Source organism: Enterobacter sp. FW301-JW81 (genome assembly GCF_058788735.1).
The window spans coordinates 138417-157991 of the sequence record NZ_JBYTBA010000004.1; the positions used below are offsets into that span (position 1 = coordinate 138417).

Sequence of the window (19575 nt, forward strand, 5' to 3'; positions counted from 1 at the left end):
GATGATTAATCATCGCTGAAAAGCACGACAACACAGAAAATCATCTATTTTTGCGCACCGGATAGCAGCCCTAAAAAAATCACAATAGAATAAAATAGCAATTATCTAAAAAAACTCAGGATAAACCACATAAACCAATGCGATTTATCCTGATGCGTTTATCGGCGACAGATGCTAACCAGCAGCTCTTCCATCCACTGATGCCCTTTATCCCGGCCCGCCGCTTCATGCCAGGAAAGGTAACAGGTACGGCTATTTAGCTTGAGCGGCAGAGGCAGAATTTGCAGATTTAACGATTCTGAAAACTCTTCTGCCAGCCAGCGCGGCGCAATCGCCACCAGCTGCGTCTGGGAGACCACGTTTAATACGCTGACCATTGCCATTCCCTGATAGGCCACACACGCCTGTTTGTCCGCTGTGTCATACCACGGCAGGCTAAAGGATGCATATCTGTCGAGTGCAACAACGGCGTGCTGCTCATTATAAACATCACTTTCTCGTAACGGAGAAGTCAGGCGCGGATGTTTTTTACTGGCGACCAAAACCATTTCATCTTTAAACAGCGGTACGCAGGAAAATTCAGGTCGACGGAACTCTTCATATCCCAGGACGAATTCGATCTCCTGATAGCGCAACTGATGTTCCGTGTTTTGATTGAGGGATGATTTAAAAACCAGATTGATATTTGGCGCGATCTCTTCAACTTTATTATAAATAATCGATGTTAAATAATTATCTAATGGGCTACAGACACAGAGATGAAAGACTCGCTCGCTGCTTAAAGGTTCAAAACCCGACCCTGGCAGTTCATTTTGTACTAACTGCAGCGCCTGGCGGATTGAGCCGAATAGCTGGAATGCACGCGCCGTGGGCTGGATCCCCCTCCCGTAACGAACGAACAGTTCATCGTTAAACATGACCTTAAGCCTGGCGACGGCATTACTGACGGCGGGCTGTGACATTCCCAACGTTTGTGCCGCGCGGGTGATATTCTGTTCCTGCATGACAGCATCAAACACCGTCAGAAGATTAAGGTCCACCGTGCGTAACTGTGGTTTAATCCCATCCGTAGTTTGAGGTTGTTTAATATTATTTTCTGGCACTTCAGACTCCACTGTCACGCTACACTCCCTTTGCCAACGTATTGTAACAATCGCGAAAAATATGATTTATCATGCAAATATGACCAGCGAAAGAGAATTGTTTAAAATTCGGAATATATAAAGACACTAAAACAATGAAAAATAAAAACACGTAAATGATATGATTAACTTTAGGATTGAGATGAAACCATAAACCAAACAAATATACAATTACCCCTTGGTTAATGATGACTTAAGTATTATTAAACTGTTATAACTGACGCTCTACAGTAAGTTAACAATCTGTTATCTCTGCTCATTTTTTAGAGAGTCTAAAATGATTCACTGAACTTACAACTTAATGATATTAAAACCCTTTAAGCATAAAGCATTCGTGGCAACGTACTTTGCTCAATTTAAACGAATTATATTAATTTATTTCTGCAACCTTTTTCCCAGTCCAAAATTAGACAATTAGTCGGGTCGTAAAAGTAAAAACCAGCACAATTCGCTAAAGCAGACAGCCTGTGTGTTCAGCCTGCCGGGGCCGTTTTTATCCTTAGGGGTTGACATGAACGGCCGTATCCAGTACCACTAAAAGTATATTGAATTTAACGGAGCACGATTCATGATTCGCACCATTCGTTTCACCGGTCTACTACTACTAAACGCATCCACTGTGCGCGGTAGACTGGCGGGCGAAATTCAGCGTTGAATCGTCACCAGTAAGACTAAAAACCCGCGCCACTGCGCGGGTTTTTTTATGCTCGTAGCAAGGCGCCCTAAGACTGACAAGGACCTAACCCATGAGCCAGCAAGTCATTATTTTCGATACAACTTTACGTGACGGTGAACAGGCATTACAGGCAAGCCTGAGTGTAAAAGAGAAACTGCAGATCGCGCTGGCTCTTGAACGTATGGGTGTCGACGTGATGGAAGTCGGTTTCCCGGTTTCGTCTCCGGGTGATTTCGAATCCGTCCAGACTATCGCCCGCACCATCAAAAACAGCCGCGTTTGTGCCCTGGCACGCTGTGTAGAGAAAGACATCGACGTTGCGGCTGAGTCGCTGAAGGTCGCCGAAGCCTTCCGTATTCATACCTTTATTGCGACCTCGCCTATGCATATCGCAACCAAATTGCGCAGCACGCTGGATGAGGTTATTGAACGTGCGGTGTATATGGTAAAGCGCGCACGCAACTATACCGATGACGTTGAATTCTCCTGTGAGGATGCAGGCCGTACGCCGATTGACGATCTGGCGCGTGTTGTGGAAGCCGCGATCAACGCGGGCGCAAAAACCATCAACATTCCGGACACCGTCGGCTATACCATGCCGTTTGAGTTCTCCAATATCATTACCGGTCTGTATGACCGCGTACCGAATATTGATAAAGCGATTATCTCCGTTCATACCCATGACGATTTGGGCCTGGCCGTGGGGAATGCCATCGCCGCGGTACACGCTGGTGCACGTCAGGTAGAAGGCGCGATGAACGGTATCGGCGAACGCGCAGGTAACTGCTCGCTGGAAGAAGTGATCATGGCGATCAAAGTGCGCAAAGATATTATGGACGTGCACACCCGCATCAATCACAACGAAATCTGGCGCACCAGCCAGACCGTCAGCCAGATTTGCAACATGCCGATTCCGGCCAACAAAGCAATTGTTGGTACTGGTGCCTTCGCGCACTCCTCCGGTATTCACCAGGACGGCGTGCTGAAGAACCGCGAAAACTACGAAATCATGACCCCGGAATCCATCGGCCTGAACCAGGTGCAGCTGAACCTGACCTCCCGTTCCGGCCGTGCGGCGGTAAAACACCGTATGGAAGAGATGGGTTATAAGGACAGCGATTACAACATGGATCAGCTGTACGACGCGTTCCTGAAGCTGGCCGACAAAAAAGGTCAGGTGTTCGACTATGACCTGGAAGCGCTGGCCTTTATTAACAAGCAGCAGGAAGAGCCAGAGCATTTCCGTCTGGATTATTTCAACGTGCAGTCCGGCTCCAGCAACATCGCCACCGCCTCGGTCAAACTGGCCTGCGGTGATGAAATTAAAGCAGAAGCCGCTAACGGTAACGGCCCTGTCGATGCCATCTACCAGGCGATCAACCGCGTCACTGAGTACGACGTTGAGCTGGTGAAATATGACCTGACGGCCAAAGGCCACGGTAAAGATGCACTGGGTCAGGTCGACATTGTTGTTACCCACAATGGCCGTCGTTTCCATGGCGTGGGTCTGGCGACCGATATCGTCGAATCCTCCGCAAAAGCGATGGTGCATGTTCTGAACAACATCTGGCGCGCCGCCGAAGTCGAAAAAGAGTTGCAACGCAAAGCTCAGAATAAAGAGAACAACAAGGAAACCGTGTAATGTCGAAGAATTACCATATTGCTGTGTTACCGGGCGACGGTATTGGCCCGGAAGTGATGGCACAGGCGCTGAAAGTACTGGAAGCCGTTCGCGCGCGTTTTGCGATGAAAATCACCACCAGCCACTACGATGTAGGCGGTATTGCGATTGATAACCACGGTACGCCATTGCCGAAAGCCACCGTTGAAGGCTGCGAAAATGCCGATGCCGTCCTGTTTGGTTCCGTAGGTGGCCCAAAATGGGAGCACCTGCCGCCAGCAGAGCAGCCAGAGCGCGGCGCGCTGCTGCCGCTGCGTAAACATTTCAAGCTGTTCAGCAACCTGCGTCCGGCGAAGCTGTATCAGGGTCTGGAAGAGTTCTGCCCGCTGCGCGCCGATATCGCCGCCAACGGTTTCGACATTCTGTGCGTGCGTGAACTGACCGGCGGGATCTATTTCGGTCAGCCAAAAGGACGCGAAGGCAGCGGCCAGCATGAAAAAGCGTTCGATACCGAGGTGTATCACCGCTTCGAAATTGAACGTATCGCCCATATCGCCTTTGAGTCTGCGCGCAAGCGCCGCCATAAAGTGACCTCTATTGATAAAGCGAACGTCCTGCAGTCTTCCATTTTGTGGCGCGAGATCGTCAGCGAAGTCGCTAAGCAATACCCTGACGTTGAGCTGTCGCACATGTACATCGACAACGCGACGATGCAGCTGATCAAGGATCCGTCCCAGTTTGACGTCCTGCTGTGCTCCAACCTGTTCGGCGATATTCTCTCGGACGAATGCGCAATGATTACCGGCTCCATGGGCATGCTGCCATCGGCAAGCCTGAACGAAGAGGGCTTTGGCCTGTACGAGCCGGCAGGCGGCTCCGCGCCGGATATCGCAGGTAAAAACATTGCTAACCCGATTGCGCAGATCCTCTCTCTGGCCCTGCTGCTGCGCTACAGCCTGGATGCAGGTGATGCAGCAACCGCAATTGAAAACGCCATTAACCGGGCGTTAGAAGAAGGCGTCCGTACCGGTGATTTAGCACGCGGCACGGCGGCAGTCAGTACTGATGAAATGGGCGACATTATTGCCCGCTATGTCGCGCAAGGGGTGTAATCATGGCCAAAACCTTATATGAAAAATTGTTTGATGCGCACGTTGTTTACGAGGCACCAAACGAAACCCCACTGCTGTATATCGACAGACATCTGGTGCACGAAGTGACCTCTCCTCAGGCGTTTGACGGCCTGCGCGCACACAAGCGTCCGGTTCGTCAGCCGGGCAAAACCTTCGCAACGATGGATCACAACGTTTCCACCCAGACCAAAGACATTAACGCGTCCGGTGAGATGGCGCGTATCCAGATGCAGGAGCTGATTAAGAACTGCAACGAGTTTGGCGTTGAGCTGTACGATCTGAATCACCCTTATCAGGGTATCGTCCACGTGATGGGGCCGGAGCAAGGGATTACCCTGCCGGGCATGACCATCGTCTGCGGTGACTCCCACACCGCGACGCACGGCGCGTTTGGTGCCCTGGCGTTCGGGATTGGCACTTCCGAAGTGGAACACGTGCTGGCTACGCAGACCCTGAAACAGGGACGCGCCAAAACCATGAAGATTGAAGTGAAGGGAAAAGCCGCGCCGGGTATCACCGCAAAAGACATCGTACTGGCGATCATTGGTAAAACCGGCAGCGCAGGCGGTACCGGCCACGTGGTGGAATTCTGCGGCGAGGCCATCCAGGCGCTGAGCATGGAAGGCCGCATGACCCTCTGCAATATGGCCATTGAGATGGGCGCAAAAGCCGGTCTGGTCGCGCCAGACGACACCACCTTCAACTATGTGAAGGGCCGTCTGCACGCGCCGAAAGGTCAGAATTTTGACGATGCTGTCGCGTACTGGAAAACCCTGAAAACCGACGACGGTGCCAGCTTTGATACCGTGGTTACCCTGCAGGCAGAAGAGATTGCCCCGCAGGTGACCTGGGGGACTAATCCGGGCCAGGTGATTTCCGTCAACGACAGCATCCCTGACCCTGCCTCGTTCGCCGATCCGGTCGAACGCGCCAGTGCGGAAAAAGCGCTGGCCTATATGGGACTGAAGCCGGGCATCCCGTTGACCGACGTCACCATTGATAAAGTCTTCATCGGCTCATGCACCAACTCCCGTATCGAAGATTTGCGCGCCGCCGCTGAAATTGCAAAAGGCCGTAAAGTGGCACCGGGCGTGCAGGCTCTGGTGGTTCCAGGCTCCGGTCCGGTGAAAGCCCAGGCGGAAGCCGAAGGCCTGGATAAGATCTTTATCGACGCGGGCTTCGAGTGGCGCCTGCCAGGCTGCTCCATGTGTCTGGCCATGAACAACGATCGCCTGAACCCTGGCGAACGCTGCGCCTCCACCAGTAACCGTAACTTTGAAGGCCGTCAGGGCCGCGGTGGGCGCACCCATCTGGTCAGCCCGGCAATGGCCGCCGCTGCGGCAGTCACCGGCCATTTCGCCGATATTCGCAGCCTGAAATAAGGAGACAATCATGGCAGAGAAAATTACCCAACATACGGGCCTGGTTGTCCCCCTGGACGCCGCTAACGTCGATACTGATGCAATCATTCCTAAGCAGTTTTTGCAGAAAGTCACGCGTACCGGTTTTGGTGCACATCTGTTTAACGACTGGCGTTTCCTGGATGACAAAGGTGAAGTGCCTAATCCGGAGTTCGTTCTGAACTTCCCGGAATACAAAGGCGCATCCATTTTGCTGGCGCGGGAAAACTTTGGCTGCGGTTCATCCCGTGAACACGCGCCGTGGGCCCTGACCGACTACGGTTTTAAAGTGGTTATCGCACCGAGCTTCGCCGATATCTTTTACGGCAACAGCTTCAACAACCAGCTTCTGCCCGTCACGCTGAGCGACGAACAGGTTGATGAGCTGTTTGCCCTGGTGCAGGCGAATCCGGGTATTACGTTTGAAGTGGATCTGGAAGCAGAAGTGGTGAAGGCCGGAGATAAGACCTACAGCTTCAGCATTGATGCGTTCCGTCGTCACTGCATGCTGAACGGTCTCGACAGTATTGGCCTGACGCTCCAGCACGAAGACGCCATCTCAGCGTACGAGAAAAAACAGCCTGCGTTTATGAGCTAAAGGCAATGGCCCGCAAAAAGCGGGCCATTGATTTGACTACGTTTTGGCATTCCAGCCTCCTTATTGCTTTTCGGCAATGAAGAGACTAACCTCGCAATGTGGGTTGTGAAGTTGGTCTCCCCATCAGTTTTTTTGATGTGGAACTCTCCACTGTTTGCCTCTTGCGAAAGCCTGAGGCAAACAGCCTCAAGCACCCGCCACGCACTCTATTCCCCTTCTTTATACCTGTCAGAAAGTTGTTCCATTTCGTGAAGCCGTCTTCCAGAATCAAACGTCCTTGACCCGGCAGGTCAGCCCAAGCGTAACCACCGAAATCGCCGTAATCATCCAGTAAACCGAGGCATGGCCATAGCTTTGCGCCAGCGCCCCCTGAATCACCCCCGCCAGAATGACCCCCGTCGAAATACTGTTGGTAAAAAGTGTGGTCGCCGAGCCGGCGCGACCTGGCATGAGGTCCTGGAACCAAAGCATGCCTATCCCGGCGACAATGCCAATAAACACAGCGTTGAACAGCTGCAGCGCCAGCAGCGCTTCGCGCGAATGGAAAAAGATCAGCCCCGCGTAAAACAGCACCCCAGCCGCCACCGCGACGATCATCATCCGACGCTTTCCGAAACGCTTAACGTAATAACCCGCCAGGATCATCGCCGGGATCTCCAGCCCGGCCGCGGTACCCATTAAGATCCCGGCGAGCTTGTCCGGTAAGCCCAGTGAGCTGCTGATCCACAGCGGCATGTCGATGATGTACATGGTGTTGCAGGTCCACATCAGCGTGGAGGCAATAAACAGCATGCGGACGTTTTTGTCCTGCCAGCCGCTCACCTGAGTAATCGGTTTATCCGTCGTTTGCTCGACCCGGGCCACGGACGGCAGCGCAAAAGCAATCAGCGCCAGGCTGATGACAAAAATCCCTGCCGCAATGGAAAACATGGCGGTAAAGCCATAGTTCAGCGCCAACATGAAGGCCAGCGGCGGGCCGATGACCCACGCCAGCGAGAGCTGGGCACGCATCACCGAGCTAAACATCACCACTTCCCGCGCCGAGTTATCCGCATATTCACGCGCCAGGGCGAAAAGCTGCGGCATGGCGGTATTCGCCAGCGACGCCAGCAGCACGCCGCAGGTAATGAGCGTCAGGTAATCACGATTGAACGCAAAGAGCAGCGCGTTGCCTACGGCCATGGCGCAGCAAAAGAGGATCAGCTTGCGGCGATCGCCCTGGCTGTCCGATCGTTTCGCCAGCGCGAGGCTAACGAGGATCCCGGCAATGGCGTTGACGGTATAAAACAGCCCCACCCAAAACGGCTGCGCGCCCACCTCGCGGCTGAGGAACAGGCTCAGCGTCGGCGCCTGTAGCGCCCCCGCCACGCCCATCATAAAGGCCACCAGCATAAAAGCGGCATAGACGCCGTTCAGGCGTCGCCCCATCGTCATCAACCAGAGCATGCGCAAGTCCTTGTGAAAGCGAATCGAAACAGGGTGAAAGAATAAACGAAAAAAGCCAGCAAAAACATTTTGCTGGCGGGTGATTAGCACCAATACTCAGTCACACATGATCGAGGCGAGTTAGCGAGAAGAGGTCGGTTTCGTAACGTCCCACTGCATCAGGTCTTCCAGAATTTTCAGCCGTTGCTCTGCACACTGGCGGGCCAGCCAGGACGTTCCTTTTGTCGCTGAAAAATAGTGCTGATAAAACTGACGTGCGGTAGACCTCTTCATAATTTACCTCCTCACTTCATCGGTAAGGATTATTGGCTTAATATAGGGATTAATAAATTGCTGATTTTTTGTCAGGAGTTCCCCTTTTATGCCTTCCGGTCGACTGCAACAACAATTCATCCGCCTCTGGCAGTGCTGTGAGGGGCAATCGCAGGAGACCACGCTGAACGAGCTGGCCGACCTGCTTAGCTGTTCCCGACGCCATATGCGCACGCTGCTCAACACCATGCAGCAGCAGGGCTGGTTAAGCTGGGAAGCGGAAGCGGGACGCGGCAAACGCTCGCGCCTGACCTTCCTGTATACCGGGCTGGCGCTGCAGCAGCAGCGCGCCGAAGATCTGCTGGAGCAGGACCGAATTGACCAGCTGGTACAGCTGGTGGGTGACAAAGCCGCCGTGCGCCAGATGCTGGTTTCGCACCTCGGACGCAGTTTCCGCCAGGGCCGCCACATCCTGCGGGTCCTCTACTATCGGCCGATGAAAAATCTGTTGCCCGGCACGGCCTTACGCCGCTCAGAAACCCATATGGCCCGGCAAATCTTCAGCGGGCTGACGCGGATAAATGAGGAAAATGGGGAACTGGAAGCGGATATAGCGCACCACTGGCAGCAGCTTTCCCCGCTTCACTGGCGATTCTTTTTACGCCCCGGCATCCACTTTCACCATGGACGCGAGCTGGAAATGCGCGACGTCATCGCCTCTCTGGAACGCGTCCGCAAGCTGCCGCTCTACTCGCATATTTCGCGCGTGCACTCCCCAACGGCATGGACGCTGGATATTGAGCTGTCCCAGCAGGACAAGTGGCTTCCCTGGCTGCTGGGCTATGTGCCGTCAATGATTTTGCCCGGCGAGTGGGAGTCGATGAACAATTTTGCCAGCCTGCCGGTTGGCACCGGCCCCTACTCCGTCTCCCGTAATAACAACAGCCAGCTGAAAATCCGCGCGTTCGACGACTATTTTGGCTATCGGGCGCTGATCGACGAAGTGAACGTGTGGGTATTGCCGGATCTGAATGAAGAGCTGAGTGCAGGCCTGACGCTGGAAGGCCCTACCACGGGAGAAAAAGCCGTGGAGAGTCGCCTGGAGGAGGGATGCTACTATCTTCTGTTTGATGGCCGCACCCATCACGGGGCAAACCATGAGGTACGTAAGTGGATCAGCCACGTTTTATCCCCCTCCAATCTCATCTACCATGCGGAAGAGCAGTACCAGACCTACTGGTTCCCGGCGTACGGCCTGCTTCCGCGCTGGCACCACGCCCGCCCGGCGCACTGCGATAAACCCGCAGGGCTGGAGTCCATCACCCTGACCTACTACCGCGAACACGTGGAGCATCGTTTTATCGCCAGGATCATGACCAGACTGCTGGCAGCGCAGGGGGTCAGGCTGGAGATCCGGGAAGTAGACTATGACGAATGGCATCAGGGGGAACTGACCAGCGATATCTGGCTGAACAGCGCCAACTTCACCCTGCCGCTAGATTTTTCATTATTCTCACACCTGTATGAGGTCCCGCTGATCCAGCACTGCATCCACCGCGACTGGCAGCAGGATGCAGCCCTGTGGCGTGCGGGCGAAATGAATCTTGCCGTATGGTGCCAGCAGCTGCTGTCTGAACAGGCGATCGTCCCCTTGATACACCACTGGCTGATGATCCAGGGACAGCGCAGTATGCGCGGTTTGCGGATGAACACCCTGGGCTGGTTTGATTTCAAATCGGCCTGGTTTGCGCCGCCGGAACCATAACGCTTTCGTAATATTCACCAAATCATTACAATAGCGCCGTTCTCAACGGGGTGCTGCATCACAGATGTGCGCTGAGATAATACCCGTCGAACCTGATCCGGATAACGCCGGCGAAGGGATTTGAGGCTGTCGCTCAAAATCCTTTGCCACTCAACTTTGAGGTGCAAAGTGTTAAAAAAAGCTCTTCCCCTGCTGGCGCTGTTTGCGCTGCCTGCTTTTGCTAAGCCCGTTCTGACGGTCTACACCTACGACTCTTTTTCTGCCGACTGGGGCCCTGGCCCGGTCGTCAAAAAAGCCTTTGAAGCTGACTGTAACTGCGAACTGAAGTTCGTGGCGCTGGAAGATGGCGTCTCGCTGCTCAACCGTCTGCGCATGGAAGGTAAAAACAGTAAAGCCGATGTGGTGCTCGGCCTGGACAACAACCTGCTGGACGCCGCCTCGCAAACCAAACTGTTTGCCAAAAGCGGCGTAGCGGCAGAGGCCGTTAACGTGCCTGGCGGCTGGAAAAACGACACCTTTGTGCCGTTCGACTACGGCTACTTTGCTTTTGTTTACGACAAAAACAAGCTGAAAAACCCGCCGAAAAGCCTGAAAGAGCTGGTAGAAAGCGACCAGAAATGGCGCGTCATTTATGAAGATCCACGCACCAGTACGCCGGGCCTGGGCCTGCTGCTGTGGATGCAGAAGGTCTACGGGGATAAAGCGCCCGAAGCGTGGCAGAAGCTGGCCGCCAAAACCGTGACGGTGACCAAAGGGTGGAGTGAAGCCTATGGCCTGTTCCTGAAAGGCGAAAGCGACCTGGTATTGAGCTACACCACCTCTCCGGCCTATCACATTATCGCCGAGAAGAAAGACAACTACGCGGCTGCTGATTTTGCTGAAGGGCATTATCTGCAGGTGGAAGTGGCCGCGCGCACCGTCGCCAGCAAACAGCCGGAACTCGCAGAAAAGTTCCTGAAATTTATGGTTTCGCCCGCGTTCCAGAACGCCATCCCGGCAGGTAACTGGATGTATCCCGTCACGAACGTTGCGCTGCCAGCAGGTTTCGAGCAGCTAACCAAACCAAAAACCTCGCTGGAATTTACGCCGCAGCAGGTCGCCGCGCAGCGTGCAGCATGGGTAAGTGAATGGCAACGCGCCGTCAGCCGCTGATTCCCGGCTGGTTACTGCCCGGGCTGCTCGCCGCCATAGTGATGGTGGCGGTCAGCCTGGGGGCCTTTCTTGCGTTGTGGTTTAACGCGCCAGAGAGTGACCTGCCCGCACTCTGGCACGACAGCTATCTCTGGCACGTCATTCGTTTCTCCTTCTGGCAGGCGTTTCTTTCTGCCCTGCTGTCGGTGATCCCGGCTATTTTTCTTGCACGCGCGCTCTATCGCAGGCGTTTCCCCGGCAGGCAGGCGCTGCTGCGCCTGTGCGCCATGACGCTGATCCTGCCCGTGCTGGTGGCGGTATTTGGCATTCTGAGCGTTTACGGTCGCCAGGGCTGGCTGGCTTCCCTGTGGAGCCTGCTTGGTCTTGAATGGACATTCTCCCCCTACGGGCTAAAGGGCATTCTGCTGGCGCACGTGTTTTTCAATATGCCGATGGCGACGCGCCTCTTTTTGCAGGCGCTGGAGAACATTCCCGGCGAACAGCGTCAGATTGCCGCCCAGCTTGGGATGCGCGGCGCGTCATTCTTCCGCTTTGTCGAATGGCCGTGGCTGCGTCGCCAGCTCCCCCCCGTTGCGGCCTTAATATTCATGCTCTGCTTTGCCAGCTTCGCCACCGTACTTTCACTCGGCGGCGGACCGCAGGCGACGACCATTGAGCTGGCGATTTACCAGGCGCTGAGTTACGACTACGATCCCGGCCGCGCCGCGCTGCTGGCGATGGTGCAGATGGGGTGCTGTCTTGCGCTGGTGCTGCTGAGCCAGCGCCTGAGTAAAGCCATTCCCCCTGGCAGCAATCAAATAACCGGCTGGCGCGATCCGCAGGACAGCCTGCACAGCCGCGTCATCGATTTTATACTGATCGCACTGGCGCTCCTGCTGCTGCTGCCGCCACTGATGGCCGTTATCGTTGACGGTCTTAATCTCAATCTCCTGTCCGTCCTGCAACAGCCTATCCTCTGGCAGGCTACCGGGACCTCGCTTCGTATTGCACTGGCCGCAGGGCTGCTGTGCGTCACGCTGACCATGATGCTGCTGTGGAGCAGCCGCGAACTCCATGCCCGACAGACGCAAAAAGCCGGACACGCGCTGGAGCTGACAGGCATGCTGATTCTCGCCATGCCGGGGATCGTGCTGGCGACGGGCTTCTTCCTGCTGTTCAACAGCACCATAGGCCTGCCGGAAAGCGCCGACGGCATTGTGATTTTCACCAACGCCCTGATGGCCATTCCTTACGCGCTCAAGGTGCTGGAAAACCCGATGCGCGACGTCAACGGCCGCTACGGTTTGCTCTGTCAGTCGCTGGGGATGAAGGGCTGGCAACGGCTGAAGGTGGTCGAACTGCGCGCGCTAAAACGTCCGCTGGCGCAGGCGCTGGCGTTTGCCTGCGTGCTCTCAATGGGTGATTTTGGGGTCGTGGCGCTCTTCGGAAATGACAATTTCCGCACGCTGCCCTACTGGCTGTATCAGCAAATCGGCTCCTACCGCAGCCAGGACGGCGCGGTGACCGCGCTGTTACTGCTGCTGCTGTGCTTTGCTTTATTTACCGTTATCGAAAAACTTCCGGGGCGCGATGTTAAAACTGACTGATGTAATCTGGCTCTACCAGCATCTGCCGATGCGCTTCACGCTCTCCGTGCGCCAGGGAGAGATGATTGCCGTGCTTGGCCCAAGCGGTGCGGGAAAAAGCACGCTGCTCAATTTGGTGGCGGGATTTCTGCAGCCGGCAAGCGGATCGATAGTCATTGAAAACCGGGACCATACCCATACGCCGCCCGCAAAACGCCCGGTCTCCATGCTGTTTCAGGAAAACAACCTGTTTACCCACCTGACGGTGCGGCAGAACATCGCGCTGGGGATGGATCCGGGGCTCAAGCTTAACGATGCCCAGCGTCAGAAGCTGGCGATCATTGCCGCGCAGATGGGAATAGACGGGCTTATTGACAGGCTGCCGGGCGAGCTTTCCGGCGGCCAGCGTCAGCGCGTGGCTCTGGCGCGTTGCCTGGTACGCGAGCAGCCGATCCTGCTGCTGGACGAACCGTTCTCTGCGCTCGACCCCGCTCTGCGCCAGGAGATGCTGGGGCTGGTGCAGGACGTCTGTCAGCGCCAGCAGCTAACGATGCTGATGGTTTCGCACAGTATTGAGGATGCCGCGCGGATTGCACCGAGATCGGTGGTAATTGCCGAAGGGCGAATTGCGTGGGATGGAAAAACAGAAGAGCTTCTGAGTGGTAAAGCGGGGGCATCTTCGCTGTTGGGCATTCCTGCGGCCTGATGCCCTCACCCTGCCCCTCTCCCACAGGGAGAGGGAAAAGTCCTTAACGGCTGACCACTTTTAATAAAATCTCGCCATATACCGGCATCAGCGGGTGGCGAATCAGCGCCACCAGCGCCACCACGGCCACACCCAGCGTCAGCGGGGCCAGCCAGAGCAGGCGAGTACGCGGGAGGTAGCGCGTCAGGCGATCGATATTCGCTTTTCCGCTGCGCCACAGCCGCCAGCACAGCCATGCCGCCAGCCACAGCAGCAGCGCCGTGCCCAGCAGCAGCCACTTAAACTCACCGCTCTGCATACCGTCAGGAATATCGATGGCTGCCCCCGCGAGGATCCCCGGCAGGAAGTAGAACGGCGGCCAGAAAACGCAGCCGATAATATTCGGTACCACAAACTTGGCGACCGGCAGATCCAGCATCCCGGCGACCATAGGAACCAGCGGACGCGTAGGCCCGACAAAGCGGCCGACGAGAATGGTAAACATGCTGTGCTGGTGCAGCGCATGCTCGGTCTTATCCAGCAACGCTTTGTTCTTTTTCATGAACGACCAGCGGTGCAGCGGCTTCTTAAAGCGCCAGCCCAGCCAGAACGAGATCCAGTCGCCCAGCAGGCAGCCGATAATCCCGGCCAGCCACGCCTGCCAGAAATTAACCTCACCGCTGCCAATCAGCGCGCCAAGCCCTGCCATCATCACGGTGCCGGGCAGGATTAACCCCACAAGAGCCAGCGATTCCAGAAACGCCACCAGCGCCACGGCGATGAGCGAATACATAACGGACTGGGTAATAAAGTGTTCCAGCAATGCCTGCATAACTATTCCGGTCAGAAAACGAATCAGCGATTCTGCTTAGCGCCCCGCACCGCGTCAAGGCAACAATTGTCTGAATAGTTTACAAGATGCTCCTGAAGTTCACCTGAATGTTTACCGTTCATTCACATCCCGCGCGGAATTCGCTCGGGCTGGCGCCGGTGCATTTTTTAAATACGCGCGAAAAATAAAGCTGATCTTCAAAGCCCACGTTGCGCCCCACCGTGGCAATCGGCATCCGGGTGGTGCTGAGCAGAAGCTTCGCCTGGCTGATGCGCTGATCCTCACGCCAGCTCAGCACGCTGACGCCAAGCTGCTGGCGAAACAGATGCGACAGCCGCGACGGCGACAGGCAGACGTGCTGGGCGACGCTGGCGATATCAAACTGGCTATCGGCCAGATGGTCGCTGATGTACTGGCAGGCATCGCGCACGCGGTTATCCAGCGGCGGATTCAGCGACGCGTTAATCGCTTCCATCCGTCGCAGAAGCAGTTGTTCAAGCAGGTTAATTGCCAGCAGTTCGGCATAACGACCTCCTGCCTGCCCCGCCTCAATAATCTGGGCAAAAAGCTCGCGAAACTGCGCCAGATGAACCTCATCCGGGCGATAAAAACCGGTGTGTGCGAAAATAGCCGGCCACGAAAGCCACTCCTGCCAGTAGGCGCGCGGACGGAAGTAGACCCACTGGTGATACCACTCTTTGGCGTCAGGGTGACGGCCGTAATGGTGGATCTCACCCGGCGGGAACAGCAGGATATCGCCAGGGCGGCAGATAAACTGCTGGTCACCGTTCTTGATGATCCCTTCCCCTCGCACGGTCAGGTTGAGGATATATCCTTTCATCCCGAGCGGTCGGTCGACGTAAAAATCGAGATATCCCTCAGCCTCGATAGGGGTCAGTCCCGCCACAAGGTGCGCGTTAAACGAGTATCCCGGCAGCAGGGGATCGTTTTGCGTTTCGGCCATAGATTCAGTTCTCCCAAGGGTCCTGAAGGAAACCAATTGTCCATATCATTAAAAGCAGGTCAAAAATGGTCTGCGAAAAGATCCAAAAAGCTTCACGCCTCTTTTACGTCCGCCATGTTTCAGCCTTTCCCCCTGATTTCTCCGCCACAGCAGGCAGATAAGCAGTAACAAAAGTGTCTATAAGTGCGGCAGAAATGTCCACATTGAATATTTGCACGGCGTCACACTTTCCGTTGTAACAGCAATTTAATCCATAAGATTAGCGGATCCTGCCTGACGATTTTCGTCCCCAGTCTCTAATGTTCTTCCATACCTGTTTTTTCGATGGAGCAACACCATGGCAATTGCGATTGGCCTCGATTTTGGCAGCGATTCGGTTCGCGCGCTGGCAGTGGACTGTACGTCCGGCCAGGAGATAGCAACCAGCGTTGAGTGGTACCCGCGCTGGCAAGAGGGGCGCTACTGCGATGCGCCAAACAACCAGTTCCGTCACCACCCGCGTGACTACATTGAGTCGATGGAAGCGGCAATCAAAACCGTCCTCGCTGAACTGACGGACGCCCAGCGGGCGGAGATTGTCGGGATTGGCGTCGACAGCACCGGCTCAACGCCTGCCCCGGTGGATGCTGAAGGCCGCGTGCTGGCGCTGCGCCCTGAGTTTGCCGACAACCCGAACGCCATGTTCGTTTTGTGGAAAGACCATACCGCCGTGGAAGAAGCGGAAGCTATCACCCGCTTATGCCATCAACCGGGCAAAACCGACTACTCGCGCTACATCGGCGGAATTTACTCCAGCGAATGGTTCTGGGCCAAGATCCTGCACGTTACCCGCGCGGACGCATCGGTTGCTCAGGCGGCCGTCTCCTGGATTGAACTGTGTGACTGGGTTCCCGCGCTGCTCTCCGGCACCACGCGTCCGCAGGATATCCGCCGCGGCCGCTGCAGCGCCGGGCATAAATCACTCTGGCACGAAAGCTGGGGAGGTCTGCCACCGGCTGCGTTCTTCGACGAGCTCGACCCGATCATCAACAAAAACCTGAAATACCCCCTATTTACCGACACCTTCACCGCCGATATTCCCGTCGGCACGCTCTGCGAAGAGTGGGCGAAGCGCCTCGGCCTGCCGCAGAACGTGGCGATCTCCGGCGGCGCGTTTGACTGCCATATGGGTGCCGTAGGCGCGGGTGCACAGCCTAATACGCTGGTGAAAGTTATCGGCACGTCTACTTGCGACATTCTGACGGCGGATAAAACCACCGTCGGCGACCGCGCGGTGAAGGGCATCTGCGGCCAGGTTGACGGCAGCGTGGTGCCAGATTTTATCGGCCTCGAAGCCGGACAGTCCGCGTTTGGCGATATCTACGCCTGGTTTGGGCGCGTGCTGGGCTGGCCGCTGGATCGGCTGGCGGCCGCGCATCCTGAACTGAAAACCCAGATTGCAGAGAGCAAAAAACAGCTTCTGCCCCAGCTCACGGAGGCCTGGGCAAAAAATCCGTCCCTCGATCACCTGCCGGTGGTGCTGGACTGGTTCAACGGTCGCCGCACGCCGTTTGCGAACCAGCGCCTGAAAGGGGTCATTACCGATCTTAACCTCGCGACCGACGCACCCGCGCTGTTCGGCGGCCTGATTGCCGCCACCGCCTTCGGTGCCCGCGCGATTATGGAGTGCTTCACCGAGCAGGGCATCGACGTGAATAACGTGATGGCGCTGGGCGGCATCGCCCGTAAAAACCCGGTCATCATGCAGGCCTGCTGCGACGTGCTGAACCGTCCGCTGCAGATTGTGGCCTCCGATCAGTGCTGCGCGCTGGGCGCGGCGATTTTCGCGGCGGTTGCCGCAGGCGTCCATGCGGATATCCCGACCGCGCAGCAGCATATGGCAAGCGCCGTTGAAAATACGCTCCAGCCGCAGGCTCAGCAGGCACAACGCTTTGAACAGCTTTATCAGCGCTACCAGCAATGGGCAAAAAGCGCCGAACTTCACTATCTCCCTGTCGCCGCCCCGTCAAAACACACCGCGGACACGACGGCAACCCTGACCCATTAAGGACACGACGATGACCATTTTTAATAATTATGAAGTGTGGTTTGTGATTGGCAGCCAGCACCTGTACGGACCGGAAGCGCTGCAGCAGGTGACGAAACACGCGGAGCACGTCGTTAATGCGCTGAACGCAGAAGCCAAACTGCCGTGCAAACTGGTGCTGAAACCGCTGGGCACGACGCCGGATGAGATCACCCATATCTGCCGCGACGCCAACTACGACGATAAATGCGCCGGTCTGGTGGTGTGGCTGCACACCTTCTCACCGGCCAAAATGTGGATCAACGGCCTGTCTATCCTCAATAAACCGCTGCTGCAGTTCCATACCCAGTTCAACGCTTCCCTGCCGTGGGACAGCATCGACATGGACTTCATGAACCTGAACCAGACCGCGCACGGCGGCCGCGAATTCGGCTTCATCGGCGCGCGCATGCGTCAACAGCACGCGGTGGTCACCGGCCACTGGCAGGACGGCCAGGCACAGAAGCGTATCGGCTCCTGGATGCGTCAGGCGGTCTCTAAGCAGGATACCCGCCACCTGAAAGTGGTGCGTTTTGGCGACAACATGCGTGAAGTGGCCGTGACCGACGGCGATAAAGTCGCCGCGCAGATCAAGTTCGGCTTCTCCGTAAACACATGGGCCGTGGGCGACCTGGTACAGGTGGTCAATGAAATCAGCGATGGCGACGTGAGCGCGCTGGTGGACGAGTACGAAAGCAGCTACCGCCTCACGCCTGCGGCACAAATCAACGGCGACAAGCGCCAGAACGTGCTGGACGCGGCGCGCATCGAGCTGGGCATGAAGCGTTTCCTGGAACAGGGTGGTTTCCACGCCTTTACCACCACCTTTGAAGACCTCCACGGCCTGAAACAGCTGCCGGGCCTGGCAGTACAACGTCTGATGCAGCAGGGCTACGGCTTTGCCGGCGAAGGCGACTGGAAAACTGCCGCTCTGCTTCGCATCATGAAGGTGATGTCGACCGGTCTGCAGGGCGGCACCTCCTTTATGGAGGACTACACCTACCACTTCGAGAACGGCAACGACCTGGTGCTCGGCTCGCACATGCTGGAAGTGTGCCCTTCTATCGCGGTGGAAGAGAAGCCGATCCTCGACGTGCAGTACCTCGGCATTGGCGGTAAAGCCGATCCGGCTCGTCTGATCTTCAACACCCGCACTGGCCCGGCCATCAACGCCAGCCTGATCGATCTGGGCGATCGTTTCCGCCTGCTGGTGAACTGCGTCGATGCGGTTGAAACGCCACACTCTCTGCCGAAACTGCCGGTCGCCAACGCCCTGTGGAAAGCACAGCCTGACCTGCCTACCGCGTCAGAAGCCTGGATCGTCGCAGGCGGCGCGCACCACACCGTGTTTAGCCACGCGCTGGATCTGAACGACATGCGTCAGTTCGCCGAACTGCACGACATCGAACTGACCGTGATTGATAACGATACCCGCCTGCCTGCGTTCAAAGACGCGCTGCGCTGGAACGAAGTTTATTACGGTTCAAAACGCTAAGCCCTGAATGCCCGGTGGCACGACGTTTACCGGGCCTACGGTTCTGTAGGCCGGATAAGCGAAGCGCCATCCGGCAGGAGACAACAATGTTAGACGATCTCAAACGTCAGGTACTTGAAGCCAATCTGGCGCTGCCGAAACATAACCTGGTGACGCTGACCTGGGGCAACGTGAGCGCCGTTGACCGCGAAAAAGGCGTGTTCGTGATCAAGCCTTCCGGCGTTGATTACGCGGTGATGACGGCGGACGATATGGTCGTTGTCAGCCTCGAGACCGGTGAAGTGGTCGAAGGTAAGAAAAAACCCTCCTCCGATACGCCAACCCACCGACTGCTGTACCGCTCATTTCCGACCATCGGCGGCATTGTGCATACCCATTCGCGCCATGCCACCATCTGGGCGCAGGCGGGCCAGTCCATCCCGGCGACCGGCACCACCCACGCGGACTATTTTTACGGCACCATTCCCTGCACGCGCCTGATGACCGACGCCGAGATTAATGGTGAATACGAGTGGGAAACCGGCAACGTGATTGTTGAAACCTTTGAGAAACAGGGAATCGACGCGGCGCAAATGCCCGGCGTGCTGGTGCACTCCCACGGCCCATTCGCCTGGGGTAAAAACGCGGAAGACGCGGTGCATAACGCGATCGTGCTCGAAGAAGTCGCCTATATGGGGATCTTCTGCCGACAGCTGGCACCGCAGCTCCCGGACATGCAGCAAACCCTGCTGGATAAGCATTATCTGCGCAAGCACGGCGCGAAGGCCTATTACGGACAGTAAAC

Annotated in this window: 17 protein-coding genes and 1 riboswitch; of the genes, 12 read left to right on the forward strand and 5 right to left on the reverse strand. The window is 56.2% G+C overall.

The annotated features are described in order from the left end of the window. Positions 1-158: 158 nt before the first annotated feature. Positions 159-1103 carry a transcriptional regulator LeuO gene (leuO, locus tag AC3WOK_RS14090; RefSeq protein WP_447856626.1) on the reverse strand — a complete coding sequence of 315 codons (945 nt, stop codon included), beginning with the start codon at positions 1101-1103 and terminating at the stop codon, positions 159-161. Positions 1104-1710: 607 nt separating this feature from the next. Here leuO and leuL point away from each other — a divergent pair. From leuL to leuD, 5 genes are all read left to right on the forward strand, one after another. Further along, on the forward strand, positions 1711-1797 hold the full coding sequence (gene leuL, locus AC3WOK_RS14095; RefSeq protein WP_071530973.1) for a leu operon leader peptide: 87 nt from the start codon (positions 1711-1713) through the stop codon (positions 1795-1797). Between the two features lie 91 nt (positions 1798-1888). Further along, a complete protein-coding gene (gene leuA / locus AC3WOK_RS14100; RefSeq protein ID WP_047346342.1) occupies positions 1889-3460 on the forward strand; it encodes a 2-isopropylmalate synthase in 1572 nt (523 codons plus the stop codon). Continuing rightward, the gene (leuB, locus tag AC3WOK_RS14105) at positions 3460-4551 is read left to right on the forward strand and encodes a 3-isopropylmalate dehydrogenase (RefSeq protein ID WP_025758003.1); all 1092 of its coding nucleotides are present in this window, start codon (positions 3460-3462) and stop codon (positions 4549-4551) included. The genes leuA and leuB overlap by 1 nt, the downstream gene beginning before the upstream one ends. A 2-nt stretch (positions 4552-4553) precedes the next feature. Next, complete coding sequence (gene leuC, locus AC3WOK_RS14110; protein ID WP_063429498.1) at positions 4554-5954, forward strand: 3-isopropylmalate dehydratase large subunit; 1401 nt, start codon at positions 4554-4556, stop codon at positions 5952-5954. Positions 5955-5964: 10 nt separating this feature from the next. Next, positions 5965-6570 carry a 3-isopropylmalate dehydratase small subunit gene (gene leuD, locus AC3WOK_RS14115; protein ID WP_492354694.1) on the forward strand — a complete coding sequence of 202 codons (606 nt, stop codon included), beginning with the start codon at positions 5965-5967 and terminating at the stop codon, positions 6568-6570. 267 nt (positions 6571-6837) lie between these two features. Here leuD and AC3WOK_RS14120 read toward each other — a convergent pair whose 3' ends face one another. Continuing rightward, on the reverse strand, positions 6838-8016 hold the full coding sequence (locus tag AC3WOK_RS14120; protein ID WP_492354695.1) for a sugar efflux transporter: 1179 nt from the start codon (positions 8014-8016) through the stop codon (positions 6838-6840). A gap of 120 nt (positions 8017-8136) precedes the next feature. Further along, positions 8137-8289 carry a glucose uptake inhibitor SgrT gene (sgrT, locus tag AC3WOK_RS14125; protein WP_032672519.1) on the reverse strand — a complete coding sequence of 51 codons (153 nt, stop codon included), beginning with the start codon at positions 8287-8289 and terminating at the stop codon, positions 8137-8139. Between the two features lie 88 nt (positions 8290-8377). Here sgrT and sgrR point away from each other — a divergent pair, with 88 nt between their 5' ends. From sgrR to thiQ, 4 genes are all read left to right on the forward strand, one after another. Continuing rightward, complete coding sequence (gene sgrR, locus AC3WOK_RS14130) at positions 8378-10033, forward strand: HTH-type transcriptional regulator SgrR (RefSeq protein ID WP_492354696.1); 1656 nt, start codon at positions 8378-8380, stop codon at positions 10031-10033. Positions 10034-10069: 36 nt separating this feature from the next. Beyond that, positions 10070-10170: riboswitch (TPP riboswitch) on the forward strand. 31 nt (positions 10171-10201) lie between these two features. Further along, complete coding sequence (gene thiB, locus AC3WOK_RS14135) at positions 10202-11185, forward strand: thiamine ABC transporter substrate binding subunit (protein ID WP_492354697.1); 984 nt, start codon at positions 10202-10204, stop codon at positions 11183-11185. Further along, positions 11161-12771, forward strand: coding sequence for a thiamine/thiamine pyrophosphate ABC transporter permease ThiP (gene thiP, locus AC3WOK_RS14140; RefSeq protein ID WP_447855097.1), 1611 nt, complete (start codon positions 11161-11163; stop codon positions 12769-12771). Before thiB ends, thiP begins: the two co-directional genes overlap by 25 nt. Next, positions 12755-13456 (forward strand): thiamine ABC transporter ATP-binding protein ThiQ, encoded by a 702-nt coding sequence (gene thiQ, locus AC3WOK_RS14145; protein ID WP_063429509.1) that lies wholly within the window; start codon positions 12755-12757, stop codon positions 13454-13456. Before thiP ends, thiQ begins: the two co-directional genes overlap by 17 nt. Before the next feature lie 43 nt (positions 13457-13499). Here thiQ and AC3WOK_RS14150 read toward each other — a convergent pair whose 3' ends face one another. Beyond that, positions 13500-14267: a DedA family protein gene (locus tag AC3WOK_RS14150; RefSeq protein WP_047346333.1), complete on the reverse strand. Its 768-nt coding sequence runs from the start codon at positions 14265-14267 to the stop codon at positions 13500-13502. Between the two features lie 118 nt (positions 14268-14385). Beyond that, a complete protein-coding gene (araC, locus tag AC3WOK_RS14155) occupies positions 14386-15231 on the reverse strand; it encodes an arabinose operon transcriptional regulator AraC (protein ID WP_047346332.1) in 846 nt (281 codons plus the stop codon). Positions 15232-15568: 337 nt separating this feature from the next. On the opposite strand from araC, the gene araB reads away from it, so the two are divergent. The 3 genes from araB to araD all read left to right on the forward strand — a co-directional run bounded on the left by araB (position 15569) and on the right by araD (position 19573). After that, positions 15569-17278 carry a ribulokinase gene (gene araB, locus AC3WOK_RS14160; RefSeq protein ID WP_492354698.1) on the forward strand — a complete coding sequence of 570 codons (1710 nt, stop codon included), beginning with the start codon at positions 15569-15571 and terminating at the stop codon, positions 17276-17278. Positions 17279-17288: 10 nt separating this feature from the next. Continuing rightward, positions 17289-18791 carry an L-arabinose isomerase gene (araA, locus tag AC3WOK_RS14165; protein WP_047346330.1) on the forward strand — a complete coding sequence of 501 codons (1503 nt, stop codon included), beginning with the start codon at positions 17289-17291 and terminating at the stop codon, positions 18789-18791. A gap of 86 nt (positions 18792-18877) precedes the next feature. Continuing rightward, entirely contained in the window at positions 18878-19573 is a 696-nt protein-coding gene (araD, locus tag AC3WOK_RS14170; protein WP_059310614.1) for an L-ribulose-5-phosphate 4-epimerase, read from the forward strand. The last annotated feature ends 2 nt before the right edge of the window (positions 19574-19575 follow it).